Raw genomic sequence first — 16482 nt, forward strand, 5'->3', positions numbered from 1 at the left:
TGCTGCGTGGCGAGGTTAACCCGTGTGGGGGAGCCGTAGCGAAAGCGAGTCCGAAGAGGGCGGTTGAGTCGCGTGGTCTGGACCCGAAGCGGGGTGATCTACCCATGGCCAGGGTGAAGCAGCAGTAAGATGTTGTGGAGGCCCGAACCCACCAGGGTTGAAAACCTGGGGGATGAGCTGTGGGTAGGGGTGAAAGGCCAATCAAACTCCGTGATAGCTGGTTCTCCCCGAAATGCATTTAGGTGCAGCGTCATGTGTTTCACGCCGGGGGTAGAGCACTGGATGGTCTAGGGGGCCTACAAGCTTACCGAAATCAGCCAAACTCCGAATACCGGTGTGTGAGAGCGTGGCAGTGAGACTGCGGGCGATAAGGTTCGTAGTCGAGAGGGAAACAGCCCAGAACACCAGCTAAGGCCCCTAAGTGTGCGCTAAGTGGGAAAGGATGTGGGGTCGCCCAGACAACCAGGAGGTTGGCTTAGAAGCAGCCATCCTTGAAAGAGTGCGTAATAGCTCACTGGTCAAGTGGTCCTGCGCCGACAATGTAGCGGGGCTGAAGCGCGCCGCCGAAGCTGTGTCATTCACACAATACATCCGCCCTGTCTCTTTGGGATGGGGTGCAGTGGTGTGGATGGGTAGGGGAGCGTCGTGTGGCCTTGGAAGCGGCAGCGTGAGCTAGCCGTGGAGGCCATGCGAGTGAGAATGCAGGCATGAGTAGCGAAAGCAGAGTGAGAATCTCTGCCGCCGGATGACCAAGGGTTCCTGGGGCAGGTTCGTCCGCCCAGGGTAAGTCGGGACCTAAGGCGAGGCCGACAGGCGTAGTCGATGGACAACGGGTTGATATTCCCGTACCCGTGTGGACGCGTCCCTGACGAGGCCGTTGATACTAACCGCCCAAAGCCGCCGCAGCTTTCGGGTTGTGGTGGTGGAGCGCGGGATCTGATTCGGTAGTAGTCAAGCGATGGGGTGACGCAGGAGGGTAGCTCCGCCAGCTGTTGGTGACTGGTGCAAGCGTGTGGCCCGCAGCATAGGCAAATCCGTGCTGCATCAAGGGTGAGGCGTGATGCGTAGCCGATTGAGGCGAAGTAGAGTGATCCCATGCTGCCGAGAAAAGCCTCTAGCGAGTGTCCGTGCGGCCCGTACCCCAAACCGACACAGGTGGTCAGGTAGAGAATACCGAGGCGTTCGGGTGAACTGTGGTCAAGGAACTCGGCAAAATGCCCCCGTAACTTCGGGAGAAGGGGGGCCGGTGTGCTTGAAGCCCTTTGCGGGCTAGGGTGTGCCGGCCGCAGAGACCAGCGAGAAGCGACTGTTTACTAAAAACACAGGTCCGTGCGAAGTCGTAAGACGATGTATACGGACTGACTCCTGCCCGGTGCTGGAACGTTAAGAGGACCGGTTAGCCCGTAAGGGCGAAGCTGAGAATTTAAGCGCCAGTAAACGGCGGTGGTAACTATAACCATCCTAAGGTAGCGAAATTCCTTGTCGGGTAAGTTCCGACCTGCACGAATGGAGTAACGACTTCTCGGCTGTCTCGACCACAGGCCCGGTGAAATTGCACTACGAGTAAAGATGCTCGTTACGCGCGGCAGGACGGAAAGACCCCGGGACCTTTACTATAGCTTGGTATTGGTGCTTGGTTCGGTTTGTGTAGGATAGGTGGGAGACTGGGAAGCGCTCACGCCAGTGGGTGTGGAGTCGTCGTTGAAATACCACTCTGATCGTACTGAGCATCTCAACCTCGGACCGTGATCCGGTTCAGGGACAGTGCCTGGTGGGTAGTTTAACTGGGGCGGTTGCCTCCCAAAGGGTAACGGAGGCGCCCAAAGGTTCCCTCAGCCTGGTTGGCAATCAGGTGTTGAGTGCAAGTGCACAAGGGGGCTTGACTGTGAGACTGACGGGTCGAGCAGGGACGAAAGTCGGGACTAGTGATCCGGCGCTGGCTGGTGGAAGCGGCGTCGCTCAACGGATAAAAGGTACCCCGGGGATAACAGGCTGATCTTGCCCAAGAGTCCATATCGACGGCATGGTTTGGCACCTCGATGTCGGCTCGTCGCATCCTGGGGCTGGAGTAGGTCCCAAGGGTTGGGCTGTTCGCCCATTAAAGCGGTACGCGAGCTGGGTTTAGAACGTCGTGAGACAGTTCGGTCCCTATCCGCCGCGCGCGTTGGAGACTTGAGGAAGGCTGTCCCTAGTACGAGAGGACCGGGACGGACGAACCTCTGGTGTGCCAGTTGTCCCGCCAGGGGCATGGCTGGTTGGCTACGTTCGGAAGGGATAACCGCTGAAGGCATCTAAGCGGGAAGCCTGTTCCAAGATGAGGTCTCCCACCCCTTTGAGGGTTAAGGTCCCCAGTAGACGACTGGGTTGATAGGCCGGAGATGGAAGCACTGTGAGGTGTGGAGTTGACCGGTACTAATAGGCCGAGGGCTTGCCACGAACATGTTACGCATCCACTGTGTGGTGTCTGAGACACCAACCACCCCCCAGCACCCGAGGTGAGACTCGGTGTGCGGGATGTGGGGGTTGTTTGTTTCATAGTGTTTCGGTGGTTTTAGCGGTGGGGAAACGCCCGGTCCCATTCCGAACCCGGAAGCTAAGCCCATCAGCGCCGATGGTACTGCACTCGTGAGGGTGTGGGAGAGTAGGACACCGCCGGACTTCTTTCGAGAAGGGGTTTGTGGGGGGACGCAGTAGCAACTGCGCCCCGCCCACAAGCCCCTTTTCTGTGTCTGTCATGGTTGTCTGTCAACGTTTGACGGGTGGGGTGGGCTGTCCCCGCCCGGGCTAGCAGGAGGATTCGGTGTCGGAGTTCGGGCGTCGCGACGACGGAGGCCGCGACCGCGGTGACCGCCGGTCGGACCAGGGCCGCGGCGACCGCGGCGACCGCAAACCCCGCCGTGACGCGGGTGACGGTCCCCGCCGTCCCCGCTCCGACGACGACCGCCGCGGCGGTGACTTCCGCCCCCGTGGCGACACCCCCGACCGCGGCCGCAACCGCGACCGGGACTACGGCCGCCGCGACTTCCGCGACGGCGACCGCGGCTCCCGAGGCGGCGACCGCGATTTCCGCGGCGATCGCCCGTCGGACCGCTCTTTCAACAACTCCCGCGGCGACCGCTCGTACGGCGCCCCCCGCGGTGACCGCCCCCAGGGCGGCTTCCGGGGCAGCGACCGTTCCTTCGGCGGGTCCCGCGACGACCGCTCCTTCGGCCAGCGCGGCGACCGCTCGTTCGGTGGCCAGCGTGGCGAGCGCTCCTACGGCGGGTCCCGCGACGACCGTTCCTTCGGCGGTAGGCGCGATGACCGCTCGTTTGGGGGCAAGCGCGACGACCGTTCCTTCGGCGGCCCGCGCGGCGAGCGCTCGTACGGCGGCTCTCGTGACGACCGTTCCGGCGGGCAGCGTGGCGACCGGCCTTACGGCTCCCGCGATGACCGGTCCGGGCAGCGCGGCTCCTTCGATGGTTCGCGTGACGACCGTTCGTACGGTGGCAAGCGCGACGACCGCTCGTCGGGTGGCGACCGATCCTTCGGGCGTGGTGAGCGTTCCTTCGGCGGTTCGCGTGACGACCGCTCGTATGGCGGCAAGCGCGACGACCGCTTCGGTGGCGACCGCGGTTCCTACGGCGGATCGCGCGAGGGGCGCGCTGGTGACCGTTCGTTCCGCGATGACCGGGGCGGCCGCCCGTCGGGCGACCGTTCCTACGGCGACCGTGGACGCGGCTACGACAACCGCGGCGAGCGTTCCTACGGCGGCAAGCCCCAGGGCGACCGCCCGGGCGGCTTCCGCGACGACCGCGGCCAGCGCGGCGACCGGCCCTACGGCAAGCGGGACGACCGTGGCGACCGTTCATACGGCGACCGCGCCCCCCGCTCCTACGGCGACCGCACCGACCGCGCGCCCCGTGGCGACCGCTCCTACGGCGACCGGGACAACCGGGGACCGCGTACCGACCGCCCCTATGGCGACCGCGACGACCGCGGCCCCCGCGGCGACCGCAAGTTCGGCGACCGGGACAACCGGGGACCCGGTGGTGACCGCAAGTTCGGCGACCGGAACGACCGAGGACCGGGCGGGGACCGCAAGTTCGGGAACCGGAACGACCGCGGTCCTGGTGGCGACCGGAAGTTCGGGAACCGGGACGAGCGCGGTTCCGGTGGCGACCGCAAGTTCGGTGATCGGGACGACCGGGGGCCTCGTGGGTCCTACGGTGACCGCTCCGACCGTGGCCCCCGTGGTGACCGGGACGATCGCGGTCCGCGCGCGGACCGGAAGTTCGGGGACCGGGGGCGTGAGGACCGGGGGCAGCGGAGTGACCGTCCCTACGGCAAGCGGGACGACCGCGGGCCGCGTGGGGAGTCGGGCGCGCCGGAGGTGGACCGCGAGGAGCGGGACGTCGCCGTCGGCCCGGTGGGCGACCAGGTCGAGCAGGCCGGCGGTCCGCGCGACGAGCAGGTCGACGACCAGCGGCGTGAGCGGGAGCCCGTCGTGCCGGAGGGCGCCGACTACACCGCGCTCGACGTCGAGGTGCGGGCCGGGCTGCGGAGCCTGCCCAAGACGCTCGCCGAGCGGGTCGGCAAGCACCTGGCGGCCGCCGGGCTGCTGATCGACGAGGAGCCCGAGCGGGCCCTCGAGCACGCCCGCTACGCCCGGGCCAGGGCATCGCGCGTCGCCGTGGTGCGAGAGGCCACCGGGCTGACCGCGTACCACGCGGGCGAGTGGGCCGAAGCTCTCGCCGAGCTGCGCGCCGCGCGGCGGATGAGCGGCGGCGACGAGCACATCGCCGTGATGGCCGACTGCGAGCGCGCCCTGGGCCGCCCGGAGCGGGCGCTGGAACTGGCCCGCGAGGCCGGTCCGGACCTGCCCCCGGACGTCGCCGTCGAGCTGCGCATCGTCGTGGCGGGCGCGCGTCGTGACATGGGGCAGCTGGAGGCGGCCGTCGTCGGCCTGCAGGGCCCCGACCTCGACCCCAAGCGCCGCGACCCGTGGAGCGCCCGCCTGTTCTACGCCTACGCGGACAACCTCGCCGCGGCCGACCGCGCCGACGAGGCCATCCGCTGGTTCCTCGCCGCCGCCCAGGCCGACGACGACGGCGAGACCGACGCCGCCGAGCGCGCCTTCGAACTCGGCGCCGACGAGTCCGACGTCGCCGCCGTCCGCTCGGAGACGATCGTCGAGCTCATGGAGGACCCCCAGACCCGCGCCAAGCGCGAGCGCGCCGCCGCCGAGGCCCGAGCCGCCGCTCCCCAGCCCGACGCCACGGCACCCGAGGCTGAGGACAAGGCCGAGGACGACGACGAGGACGGCGCCGACAGCCCCGCCGCCGCAGACTCGGCCGACAGCGCCGGTTCCCCGGACGATGACGACTCGGCTGACAGTGCCGACGATGTGGACTCGGCCTACAGCCCGGGCTCCTCGGGCTCGGCGGACAGCGCGGGCTCCGTGGACAGTGCTGACAGCGCGGACTCCGGCGACTCCGAGGACAGCGCCGACGAGTCCGAAGAGGACGGCGCCGCCGCCGACGAGTCCGACCCCGCCGACGACGCCGCCCGCATCTCCACCGCCGACCCGGTCGACCGGCCCGCCGACGAGGCGGACGGCACGACCGACCAGGCAACCGCCCCCGCTGACAAGGCGGACGGCACGACCGACCAGGCAGCCGACCCCGCCGACCAAGCGGACAGCACGACCGACCAGGCAACCGCCCCCGCTGACAAGGCGGACGGCACGACCGACCAGGCAGCCGACCCCGCCGACCAAGCGGACGGCGCTGGCCAGTCCGCCGACCCCGCCGACCAGACGGGCGGCGCGCCGGGCAAGGCCGAGTAAGGCGATGACCGGACGGCTGCTCGACACCTGCGACGCCCTGCTGCTCGACCTCGACGGCACGGTCTACCGGGGTGGCCAGGCCATCCCGGGGGTCCCCGCCGCGATCGACGCGGTCAGGGCCGAGGGGGTGGCCGTCCGGTTCGTCACCAACAACGCTTCCCGGGCGCCCCGGGAGGTCGCCGAGCACCTCACCGCCATGGGGATCGACGCCGAGCCGGACGAGATCAGCACCAGCGCGCAGGCCGGTGCGCTCGTCCTCGCCGAGCGGCTCGACCCCGGTCGCGAGGTGCTGATCGTCGGCTCCCCGGCGCTCGCGGACGAGGTGCGCGCCGTCGGGCTCACCCCGACCGACCACGCCGGGCCGGACACGGCGGCCGTCGTCCAGGGGCTCGCCCAGGACATCGCCTACCCGCTCCTCGCCGAGGCGGCCGTCGCGCTGCGGGCCGGGGCGCTCTGGGTCGCGTGCAACGTCGACAAGACCATCCCCACCGAGCGCGGTCTGCTCCCCGGGAACGGCGCGCTGGTCGCGGCGCTGCGCGCGGCCACCGACCTCGAACCCGTCGTCGCGGGCAAGCCCGCAGCGCCCCTGATGGAGGCCGCCGTCAAGGCGGCGGGCGCGCAGTCCCCGCTCGTCGTCGGCGACCGGCTGGACACCGACATCGAGGGGGCTCTCGCCGTCGGCGTGCCCGCGCTGTTCGTCATGACCGGTGTCGACACGCCCGCCTCGCTGCTGGCCGCCGAGCCGCACCGCAGGCCGACGCACATCGCGCGGAACGTCGCCGGCGTGTTCCGCCCCGCGGCCGAGCTCGCCGTCGGCCCCAAGGACACCTGGGCCGTGCGCGACGGCCGCGTCAGCGGCGACGGCGACCCGCTGGACCTGCTGCGCGCGCTCTGCGCCGCCGTCTGGTCCGGCGCCACGCGCATCACCGCGGCGGACGACGCCGCCGACCGAGCCCTGACGGCGTTGGGCATCACCGGCCGCGAGATCGGATAGTTTGGTGGACGTGCACCCAGACACCCCACGACCCGGGCCGCCGCCGACGCACGACGACGCGATCGACGCCGCGCTCGCGGGACTGACCGGGCTCGACGCGATCCCGGTCGCCGAGCACGTGGACCGGTTCGACGCCGTGCACGTCGCGCTGACGGCGGCGCTGGCCGGCATCGACAAGGTCTGACCGTGCCCAGGAGGGCGCGGCTCGACGCCGAACTCGTCCGCAGGGGGCTGGCCCGCTCCCGCGACCACGCGGGCACGCTGATCGCCGCGGGCCGGGTCACCGTGCGCGGCGCCGTCGCCGCCAAGGCCGCCACCGCCGTGGAGGCCGACGCGCCCATCGTCGTACGCGAGGACACCGCCGACGAGAACTGGGCCTCCCGCGGCGCGCACAAGCTCATCGGCGCGCTCGACGCCTTCGCCGTCCCCGTCGACGGCAAGCGCTGCCTGGACGCCGGGGCGTCGACCGGCGGCTTCACCGACGTGCTGCTGCGCCGGGGCGCGAAGCACGTTGTGGCCGCCGACGTCGGCCGCGGCCTGCTGGTCTGGCGGCTGCAGACCGACGACCGCGTCACCGTGCTGGACCGCACCAACGTCCGCGCCCTGGAGCCCGCGCAGGTGGGCGAGCCGGTGGACCTGGTCGTCGCCGACCTGTCCTTCATCTCCCTCGGCCTGGTGCTGCCCGCGCTGCTGGCCTGCGCGGGGCCCGACGCCGACCTGCTCCCGATGGTCAAGCCGCAGTTCGAGGTCGGCAAGGAACGGCTCGGCTCCGGCGGCGTCGTGCGCGACCCGGAACTGCGCGCCGACGCCGTGCGGGGCGTGCTGGAGCAGGCCGCCCGGCTCGGGCTCCGCGCCCACGGCGTCGTCGCGAGCCCGCTGCCCGGCCCGTCGGGCAACGTCGAGTACTTCGTCTGGCTGCGCCGGGGCGAGCCGGTCGACGCCGAGGAGATGGTCGCGACCGCTGTCCGGGAAGGACCCGCATGAGCGAGGCGCAGGGCAGGGAGATCCTGCTGGTCGTCCACACCGGACGCGAGGAGAACCGGCGCACCGCCGAGAAGGTGGCCGCCCGCTTCGCGGGCGCGGGGGTCCGGCTGCGCGCGCTCGACGACGAGGCCGCCGACCTGGACAACTCCTGCTACGGCAGCGTCGTCCCGTTCGGCGAGGACGCCGCCAAGGGCGTCGAGCTCGTCTTCGTCCTCGGCGGCGACGGCACCCTGCTGCGCGCGGCGGAGGCCGCCCGGCCCGCTGGCGTGCCGGTGCTGGGCGTCAACCTCGGCCGGGTCGGGTTCCTCGCCGAGGCCGAGTCCGCCGCCCTCGACGACGCCGTGGCCCGCGTGGTCGACGGGACGTACCTGGTCGAGGACCGGATGACCGTCGACGTCACCGCCTACCTCGGCGACGAGGTGCTGGCCCGCACGTGGGCGCTCAACGAGGCCAGCCTGGAGAAGTCCAGCCGCGAGCGGATCCTGGACGTGCGCATCGAGGTCGACGGCAGGCCGGTGTCCTCCTTCGGCTGCGACGGCGTGCTGTGCGCGACACCGACCGGCTCCACCGCCTACGCCTACTCCGCGGGCGGCCCGATCGTCTGGCCCGACGTCAACGCCATGCTGGTCGTGCCCAGCAACGCCCACGCCATGTTCTCCCGGCCGATGGTCGTCTCCCAGCGCTCGGTCGTCGCCGTGGAGGTCGACCCGGACGGGCACCCCGCCGTGCTCTGCTGTGACGGCCGCCGCACCTACGAGATCCCGCCCGGCGCCCGCATCGAGGTCGTCGGCGGCGCGCTGCCGCTGCGGCTGGCCCGTCTGCGCGACGATCCGTTCACCGACCGTCTGGTCGACAAGTTCGATCTGCCCGTGCAGGGCTGGCGGGCGAGGTGACGCCATCCCCACGCGTCGGTCGGAACCGCTAGGGTTCGCCGTGTGCTAGCCGAGATGCGCATCCAGGACCTCGGCGTCATCGACGAGGCCACGCTGGACCTGCACCCGGGGTTCACCGTGGTCACCGGTGAGACCGGGGCGGGCAAGACGATGGTCGTCACCGGCCTCCACCTGCTCTCCGGCGGCCGGGCCGAGGCGTCGCGGGTCCGCAGCGGCAAGTCCAAGGCCGTGGTCGAGGGCCGCTTCGAGAACCTGACCGGAAGCCGGGCCGCCGCCCTGGCGACCGAGGCGGGCGCCGAACCCGACGAGGACGGCGCCCTGATCACCATGCGCAGCGTCGCCGCAGACGGCCGCTCCCGCGCGCACGTCGGCGGGCGCTCCGCGCCGGTCGGCCTGCTCTCCGACCTCGCCGAGCACCTGATCGCCGTGCACGGGCAGAACGACCAGCTGCGCCTGCTGCGCTCCGCCGAGCAGCGCGCCGTGCTCGACCGGTACGCGGGCGAGGACATCGCCGACGTGCTCGACGAGTACCGCAGGGTCCGCGAGGAGTGGGTGGCCGTCGCCGCCGAGCTGGTCGACCGCACCGCCCGCGCCCGGGAGCTGGCCCGCGAGGCCGACCTGCTGCGCCTGGGCGTGCAGGAGATCACCGCGGTCGACCCGCAGCCCGGCGAGGACGACGAGCTGGTCGTGCGCGCCCGCAGGCTCGCCGACGCCGAGCAGCTGCGCGAGGCCGCCACCGGCGCCGCCTACGCGGTGTCGGGCTCGCCCGACGGCGACCCCGACGCGCCCGGCGCGCTGGGCCTGCTGGGCGAGGCGCAGCGCAGGCTCGCGGGCAGCGACGACCCCCGGCTGCGCGAGCTGGAGCCGCGGCTGGCCGAGGCCGCCGTGCTGATCGGCGACATCGGCGCCGAGCTGACCTCGTACCTGGAGAGCCTGGACGCCGACCCGGCCGCGCTGGAGCAGGTGCTCGCCCGGCAGGCCGAGCTGAAGGCGCTGACCCGCAAGTACGCCGCCGACATCGACGGCGTGCTCGCCTGGGCCGCCACGGCCGCCGAGCGCCTCGCGGGCCTGGACACCTCCGAGGAGGCGCTGGCCGAGCTCGCCGCCCGCCGCGACGCGCTCGCCACGCGCCTGGCGGGCATCGCCGCCGAGCTGAGCGCGGCGCGCCGGGTCGCTGCCGAGGCGCTGGGCAAGGCCGTCACCGACGAGCTGAGCGGCCTGGCCATGGGGCAGGCGAGCCTGCAGATCACCGTGCGCCCGCGCCCTGCCGACGCGGGCGACCCACACGGCCTGGACGTCGACGGGCAGCGGCTGCACGCGGGCCCGGACGGCGTCGACGAGGTCGAGCTGCTGCTCGTCGCCCACGACGGCGCCCAGCCGCTGCCCGTGCACAAGGGCGCGTCCGGCGGCGAGCTGTCCCGGGTGATGCTGGCGATCGAGGTCGTCCTCGCGCACTCCGACCCGGTGCCGACGCTGGTCTTCGACGAGGTCGACGCGGGCGTCGGCGGCCGCGCCGCGGTGGAGATCGGCCGCAGGCTGGCCCGGCTGGCCCGCAGCCACCAGGTCATCGTGGTGACGCACCTGGCGCAGGTGGCCGCGTTCGCCGACCGGCACCTCGTCGTCGACAAGAGCGCGGCGGGCGGCGTGACCCGCAGCGATGTGCGCACGCTGGACGAGAGCCAGCGGGTGATCGAGCTCGCCCGGATGCTGGCGGGCATGGAGTCCACCGAGACCGGCCGCGCGCACGCCGAGGAGCTGCTGGCCCTCGCCGACGGCGAGAAGCACGACCTGGCGCTGAGCGGCAGGCCGCGCCCGCAGAAGGCCAGGCGCGCCAAGAGCTGATCACCCGTTCGGCGGTGTGCCACTCGTCCGGACACGGCGTGGCACACCGACGAACGGCGGGGTCTTTGTCACCATCGGCGCATGAAGCTGCCCGGAGTGCTCAGCCGATCACACCAGACGCTGCCCGGGGTCACCGGTGTCGCCCGGGTGGACCGGCGCACCGGGGACCTGCTGAAACGCCTGTCGCCGGGGGACATCGCCGTCCTCGACCGCATCGACATCGACCGCCCGACGGCCGACGCCCTGGTCGCCGCCGAGGTGGTCGGCGTGGTCAACGCCGCGCCGTCGATCTCCGGCCGCTTCCCGAACCTCGGGCCCGAGGTGCTGATCGCCGCGGGCATCCCGCTGATCGACAACGTCGGCGCGGAGGCGGTGCGGGCGATCCGCGAGGGCAGCAGGCTGCGGCTGCACGAGGGCACGGTCTACCTCGGCGAGCGCGAGGTCGCCCAGGGCACCAGGCAGAACGCCAACACCGTCGCCGACCAGATGATCGAGGCGAAGGCGGGCATGTCCGCCCAGCTGGAGGCGTTCTCCGCCAACACCATCGAGTTCCTGCGCCGGGAGCGCTCGCTCATCCTCGACGGCGTCGGCGTGCCGGAGCTGGAGACGCCGGTGCGCGGGCGGCAGGTGCTCGTCGTCGCCCCCGGCCATGAGCACGCCGCCGACCTCAAACGGCTCAGGCGCTACATCGCCGAGCACCGGCCCGTCCTGGTCGGCGTCGACTCCGGCGCCGACACCCTGCGCGCGCTCAAGCACCGGCCGGACATCATCGTCGGCGACCCCGACGGCATCAGCACGAGCACGCTGCGCTGCGGGGCCGAGGTCGTCGTCCCGGCGTACGCCGACGGGCACGCCCCGGGGCTGACCCGCATCCAGGACCTCGGCGTCGGCGCGGTCACCTTCCCGTCGTCGGGCAACCCCGAGGACCTGGCCCTGCTGCTGGCCGACGCGCACGAGGCGAGCCTGATCGTCACCGTCGGGTTCCAGGCGACGCTGCGGGAGTTCCTCGACCGCGGCCGGTCGGGGTCCAACCCCTCCACCTTCCTCACCCGGCTGCGGCTCGGCGCCAAGCTCGTCGACGGCAAGGCAGTCGCCACCCTGCACCGCAACCGGGTCTCCGCGGGCGCGGTCCTGCTGCTGGTGATCGCCGCGATGGTCGCGCTCGGCGCGGCGCTGGCGGTCTCCGGCATCGGCGGCGCGCACCTGGACTGGGCGGCCGCGACCGCCGATTCGCTCATCGACTGGGTCAAGGGGCTGTTCTCGTGATCTCGCTGCGCTACCACGTCGTCTCGACCGCCGCGGTGTTCCTGGCGCTGGCCGTCGGGGTGGTGCTGGGCTCCACCACGCTGAGCCGCACGCTGCTGTCCGGCCTGTCCGAGGAGAACAGCGACCTCGGCACCGAGGTCGCCCGGCTGGAGGCCGATCGGGTCGCCATGGACGGCAGGCTCGCCGACGCCGACGCCTTCGTCGCCACGATCGGCCCGATGGCCGTGCGCGGCGCGCTGGCCAAGCGGACCGTCGTGCTCATCAGCACCCCGGACGCGCGCCCGGAGGACCGCGACGCCGTCACCGAGCTGGTCAAGGCGGCGGGCGGCATCGTCACCGGCGAGGTCACGTTGAGCGACGCGTTCGCCGATCACTCCCGCTCCGCTGAGCTCAAGCAGATCGCCACCCGGCTGCTGCCCGCGGGCATGCAGCTGCCCACCGCCACCGACCCCGGCACGCTGGCGGGCGGCCTGCTCGGCCCGGTCCTGCTGATCTCCAAGGAGGACAACAAGCCGCAGGCGACCCCGGAGGAGAGCGCGGCGGCGCTGGCCGGGCTGGCCGACGGCGGCTTCCTCAAGACCACACCGGACCTCAAACCCGCCCAGCTGGCCGTGGTCCTGACCGGCGGGGCCAACACCGGCGACGCAGCAGGCGACCGGGCCGCGATCATCGCCCGCTTCGCGACCCAGGTGGACCGCTCGGGCGCGGGCGCGGTGCTCGCGGGCGCCACGGGCTCCGCGGACGGCACGGGCGCCGTCGGGGCCGTCCGGGTCGACACGGCGGCCACCTCGGTGTTGTCCACGGTGGACAACGTCGACACGCCCGCAGGCCGGGTCGTCACCGTGCTGGCGCTGGTCGAGCAGCTCGACGGCCAGTCCGGCCGCTACGGCACGGCGGGCACCGCGCAGGGGGTCGCGCCGGGCGCGCCGCAGGAGTGACGAGCGCCGACACGGATGGCTGAATCGGGTCCTCGAAAGTGTGCCCGGGCGTGTGGACCCGTCGGTAGCGCCGCCCGCGCGTCAATCATCGAGCAGTCCACGCTCCGACCAAGGGATTCGCCATGCTCAAGAGAATCGGCGCCTACACGGTCATCGCCATCGCGGCGACGGCGGCGCCCGCCCTCGCCGCCAACCCGGCGGGTGTCGCCGACACGGGTTCGGCCGCCTTCGGCAACGACGACATCCAGGTGTCCATCGCGCCCATCGCGCCGTGCTCGGTGGACGGCCAGACGACCGCCGACGCAGGCATGCGGGCCGCCTACGGGGTGAAGTTCACCAGCGGCACGTCCTCGTGCACCAGGACCGTCCTCGACGCCGACACCAGCACCACCGAGACCCTCGCCACCGCGGAGGGGACCGGCTTCGAGCTCTCGGCGCTGGTCCCGGCGGGCGGGCCGCGCATCCGCATCGACAAGTGGCGCGTCGCCTGCACCGGCACCCAGGTCGGCACGAACGTCACCTGGTCCTACGAGGGGATGTCCGGGCTGAGCGCGCTGCCGGACCCGGTGCCGAAGAACTACGTCCGCGAGATCCGCAAGGTCGACGAGACGCTGCTGGCCACGGCCACGTTCAACGCCGTGACCTACTCATCGCCCAACGACGGCAGCATCGCGATGTCCATGCTGCGGATCCGGTTCGAGCCCGGCTCCGGGATGACCGGAGAGGTCCTGCTCGGCAACACGGCGTGTTCGCCGACGCCGTGACGTAACGGGTCGTGCTGCGACGCGGCGACCAGGTGTTAGGGTGGACTTCCGTGGAACTGCGGCTGGCAAACCCGCCGCGGATGGACGCCGGACACCACGGGAGCCTCGTTGCAGCACGCTCGGACGACCAAGCACGTCTTCGTCACCGGAGGCGTCGCCTCCTCTCTGGGCAAAGGGCTCACCGCGTCCAGCCTCGGCCAGCTGCTCACCGCACGCGGCCTGCGGGTGACGATGCAGAAGCTCGACCCCTACCTCAACGTCGACCCCGGCACGATGAACCCGTTCCAGCACGGTGAGGTCTTCGTGACCGACGACGGGGCCGAGACCGACCTCGACATCGGCCACTACGAGCGGTTCCTCGACCGCAGCCTGGCGGGCAACGCCAACGTCACCACCGGGCAGGTCTACTCCGCGGTGATCGCCAAGGAGCGCCGCGGCGAGTACCTGGGCGACACCGTCCAGGTCATCCCGCACATCACCGACGAGATCAAGTCGCGCATCCTGGCGATGGCCGACCCCGACGACGCCGGCCGCACGCCCGACGTGGTCATCACCGAGGTCGGCGGCACGGTCGGCGACATCGAGTCGCTGCCGTTCCTGGAGGCCTGCCGCCAGGTCCGCCACGACGTCGGCCGGGACAACGTGTTCTTCCTGCACGTCTCCCTCGTGCCCTACCTCGCGCCCTCCGGCGAGCTGAAGACCAAGCCGACCCAGCACTCGGTGGCCGCGCTGCGCAACATCGGCATCCAGCCCGACGCGATCGTCTGCCGCGCCGACCGGGAGATCCCGGACGGGCTCAAGCGCAAGATCGCGCTCATGTGCGACGTCGACACCGACGCGGTCGTGGCCGCCCCCGACGCGCCGTCCATCTACGACATCCCGCGCGTGCTGCACCGCGAGGGCCTCGACGCCTACGTGGTGCGCAGGCTCGGCCTGCCCTTCCGCGACGTCGACTGGGCGGTGTGGGGCGACCTGCTCGACCGCGTCCACAAGCCCAAGGAGACCGTGCGGGTCGCGCTGGTCGGCAAGTACGTCGACCTGCCGGACGCCTACCTGTCGGTGACCGAGGCGCTGCGCGCGGGCGGCTTCGCCCACCGCGCGAAGGTCGAGATCAGCTGGGTGCCCTCCGACGACTGCCAGACCCCGGCTGGCGCGGCCGCCGCGCTGTCCGGTGTGGACGGCGTGCTGATCCCGGGCGGGTTCGGCGTGCGCGGCATCGAGGGCAAGATCGGGGCGATCACCTACGCCCGGACCAACGGCATCCCGCTGCTCGGGCTGTGCCTGGGCATGCAGTGCATGGTCATCGAGGCAGCGCGGTCGCTGGCGGGCATCGCTGACGCCGACTCCACCGAGTTCGACGACACCACCGGGAACCCGGTCATCTCCACGATGGCCGACCAGGAGGACGTCGTCGCGGGCGAGCGCGACATGGGCGGCACCATGCGCCTGGGCTCGTACCCGGCCGTGCTCGCCCCCGGCTCCGTCGTCGCCGAGGTCTACGGCGCCCGCGAGGTCACCGAGCGACACCGGCACCGCTACGAGGTCAACAACGCCTACCGCGACCGGCTCACCAAGGCGGGCATGGTGTTCTCCGGCACGTCGCCGGACGGCCGCCTGGTCGAGTTCGCCGAGCTGCCGCGCAAGACGCACCCGTTCTTCGTCGGCACCCAGGCCCACCCGGAGCTCAAGAGCCGCCCGACCCGCCCGCACCCGCTGTTCGCCGGGTTCATCAAGGCCGCCGTCGACCACCTGCGCGCCCAGCGCCTGCCGGTCGAGATGGACGAGCCGGTCGCGGAGACGGTGAACGCGTGAGCGCGGCGTCGGACGAGCGGCACGTGTTCGAGGTCGTGTCCACTCGCGACGTGCACGTCGGGCGGATCCTCGCCCTGCGCGTCGACGAGGTGCGCATGCCCGACGGCAGCGTGCACAGCCGCGAGGTCGTCGAGCACCTGGGCGCCGTCGCGGTCGCCGCGGTGGACGACGACGGCCAGGTCGTGCTGATCCACCAGTACCGGCACCCGCTGGGCAAGCGGCTCTGGGAGCTGCCCGCCGGGCTGATCGACCGGGCCGACGAGGACCCGCTGGCCACGGCCAAGCGCGAGCTGGTCGAGGAGGCCGGGGTCACCGCGGCGAACTGGTCGGTCCTGGTCGACGTCGCGCCCTCGCCCGGTTTCACCGACGAGGTGCTGCGCGTCTACCTGGCCACCGGGCTCAGCGACACCGCCCGCCAGCACATGGGCGAGGAGGAGGCGGACCTGGAGGTCCACCGGGTCCCGCTGGCCGAGGCCGTGCGGATGACGATGGCGGGCGAGGTGGTCAACGCCGCGGCCGTCTCCGGCATCCTCGCCGCGCACGCCGCGCTCTTCGGGGCCGCGCGGGCCAGGCCCGCCGACGCGCCGTGGCTCGACCGGCCGACGGCGTTCACCGACCGGCACTAGTCCTGCAGCCTGCGGCCCTCGGCGTCGGTCGACTCGGTGACGAGCAGGATGATGCCGTCGATCATCGACCAGATGCCGAGGCCGCCGCAGGTCAGCAGCTGGGCGATCGCGATGCCGTGGTGGCCGGTGTAGAACCGGCCGACGCCGAACGGCAGGCAGATCTGCAGCAGGCCCGCGACCAGCTTGGACTTCGGCGAGCGGTTCGGGTCGTACGCGGCGGGGGCGGGGTAGGTGTGCGGCGGGTACGCGGGCATCGGCCGCGGCGGGGGAGCGGCCCACAGCGGCGGGGCCATGAACGCCGGGTAGGGCGGCGGCAGGTCGGCGAAGAGCCCGCGCAGGTCGCCGCGCGTCACCGCGGTGGTGACCGCGTCGAGGCGCTGCTCGTATTCGCCCATCTGCAGCCTGCCCGCGGCGAAGTGCTCGCCGAGCAGGCGCATGGCGTCCTCGCGCTCGGCGGTGCCGATCCGCAGCGCGTCTCCCCCTGGCTCGTTCATCGTCCCCACGACTACTAGACGAACGGCGGGGTGCTGACGTTC

The 16482-nt window shown here is 71.9% G+C and carries 12 protein-coding genes and 2 rRNA genes (1 of these 14 running past the window's edge); 13 read left to right on the forward strand and 1 reads right to left on the reverse strand.

The window, feature by feature from the left end:
- From Actkin_RS10310 to Actkin_RS10370, 13 genes are all read left to right on the forward strand, one after another.
- A 23S ribosomal RNA gene (locus tag Actkin_RS10310) occupies positions 1–2436 on the forward strand (it extends 678 nt beyond the left edge of the window).
- 105 nt (positions 2437–2541) lie between these two features.
- Positions 2542–2658 (forward strand): 5S ribosomal RNA (gene rrf, locus Actkin_RS10315).
- A 142-nt stretch (positions 2659–2800) separates the two neighbouring features.
- Positions 2801–5827 (forward strand): hypothetical protein, encoded by a 3027-nt coding sequence (locus tag Actkin_RS10320; protein WP_258906862.1) that lies wholly within the window; start codon positions 2801–2803, stop codon positions 5825–5827.
- Between the two features lie 4 nt (positions 5828–5831).
- The gene (locus Actkin_RS10325) at positions 5832–6821 is read left to right on the forward strand and encodes an HAD-IIA family hydrolase (RefSeq protein WP_258906863.1); all 990 of its coding nucleotides are present in this window, start codon (positions 5832–5834) and stop codon (positions 6819–6821) included.
- 4 nt (positions 6822–6825) lie between these two features.
- Positions 6826–7005 carry a hypothetical protein gene (locus Actkin_RS10330; RefSeq protein ID WP_189214315.1) on the forward strand — a complete coding sequence of 60 codons (180 nt, stop codon included), beginning with the start codon at positions 6826–6828 and terminating at the stop codon, positions 7003–7005.
- Positions 7006–7007: 2 nt separating this feature from the next.
- A complete protein-coding gene (locus Actkin_RS10335; protein WP_258906865.1) occupies positions 7008–7805 on the forward strand; it encodes a TlyA family RNA methyltransferase in 798 nt (265 codons plus the stop codon).
- Positions 7802–8698 carry an NAD kinase gene (locus Actkin_RS10340; protein WP_189214218.1) on the forward strand — a complete coding sequence of 299 codons (897 nt, stop codon included), beginning with the start codon at positions 7802–7804 and terminating at the stop codon, positions 8696–8698. Before Actkin_RS10335 ends, Actkin_RS10340 begins: the two co-directional genes overlap by 4 nt.
- Positions 8699–8740: 42 nt before the next feature.
- Positions 8741–10540: a DNA repair protein RecN gene (gene recN / locus Actkin_RS10345; protein ID WP_258906866.1), complete on the forward strand. Its 1800-nt coding sequence runs from the start codon at positions 8741–8743 to the stop codon at positions 10538–10540.
- 81 nt (positions 10541–10621) lie between these two features.
- Complete coding sequence (steA, locus tag Actkin_RS10350) at positions 10622–11806, forward strand: putative cytokinetic ring protein SteA (protein WP_189214219.1); 1185 nt, start codon at positions 10622–10624, stop codon at positions 11804–11806.
- Positions 11803–12744, forward strand: a complete 942-nt coding sequence (locus tag Actkin_RS10355) for a copper transporter (protein ID WP_258906867.1) — start codon at positions 11803–11805, stop codon at positions 12742–12744. The genes steA and Actkin_RS10355 overlap by 4 nt, the downstream gene beginning before the upstream one ends.
- 122 nt (positions 12745–12866) lie before the next feature.
- Complete coding sequence (locus tag Actkin_RS10360; RefSeq protein ID WP_258906868.1) at positions 12867–13508, forward strand: hypothetical protein; 642 nt, start codon at positions 12867–12869, stop codon at positions 13506–13508.
- A gap of 108 nt (positions 13509–13616) precedes the next feature.
- Positions 13617–15320, forward strand: coding sequence for a CTP synthase (locus Actkin_RS10365; protein WP_189214222.1), 1704 nt, complete (start codon positions 13617–13619; stop codon positions 15318–15320).
- On the forward strand, positions 15317–15946 hold the full coding sequence (locus tag Actkin_RS10370; RefSeq protein ID WP_258906869.1) for an NUDIX domain-containing protein: 630 nt from the start codon (positions 15317–15319) through the stop codon (positions 15944–15946). Before Actkin_RS10365 ends, Actkin_RS10370 begins: the two co-directional genes overlap by 4 nt.
- Here the strand turns inward: Actkin_RS10370 and Actkin_RS10375 are convergent.
- Positions 15943–16440, reverse strand: coding sequence for a DUF1707 domain-containing protein (locus tag Actkin_RS10375; protein ID WP_189214223.1), 498 nt, complete (start codon positions 16438–16440; stop codon positions 15943–15945). The two genes, Actkin_RS10370 and Actkin_RS10375, sit on opposite strands and share 4 nt — an antisense overlap.
- Between the last annotated feature and the right edge of the window lie 42 nt (positions 16441–16482).

The organism is Actinokineospora sp. UTMC 2448 (assembly GCF_024760565.1).
In the GTDB taxonomy this organism is placed as follows: Bacteria; Actinomycetota; Actinomycetes; order Mycobacteriales; family Pseudonocardiaceae; genus Actinokineospora; species Actinokineospora fastidiosa.

What these genes read in the sequence shown, in the direction of transcription:
- Actkin_RS10325 (WP_258906863.1), top strand. Translation starts at nt 5,832, where the DNA reads ATGACCGGACGGCTGCTCGACACCTGCGACGCCCTGCTGCTCGACCTC.
- Actkin_RS10375 (WP_189214223.1), bottom strand. Translation starts at nt 16,440, where the DNA reads ATGAACGAGCCAGGGGGAGACGCGCTGCGGATCGGCACCGCCGAGCGC.
- Actkin_RS10360 (WP_258906868.1), top strand. Translation starts at nt 12,867, where the DNA reads ATGCTCAAGAGAATCGGCGCCTACACGGTCATCGCCATCGCGGCGACG.
- steA (WP_189214219.1), top strand. Translation starts at nt 10,622, where the DNA reads ATGAAGCTGCCCGGAGTGCTCAGCCGATCACACCAGACGCTGCCCGGG.
- Actkin_RS10340 (WP_189214218.1), top strand. Translation starts at nt 7,802, where the DNA reads ATGAGCGAGGCGCAGGGCAGGGAGATCCTGCTGGTCGTCCACACCGGA.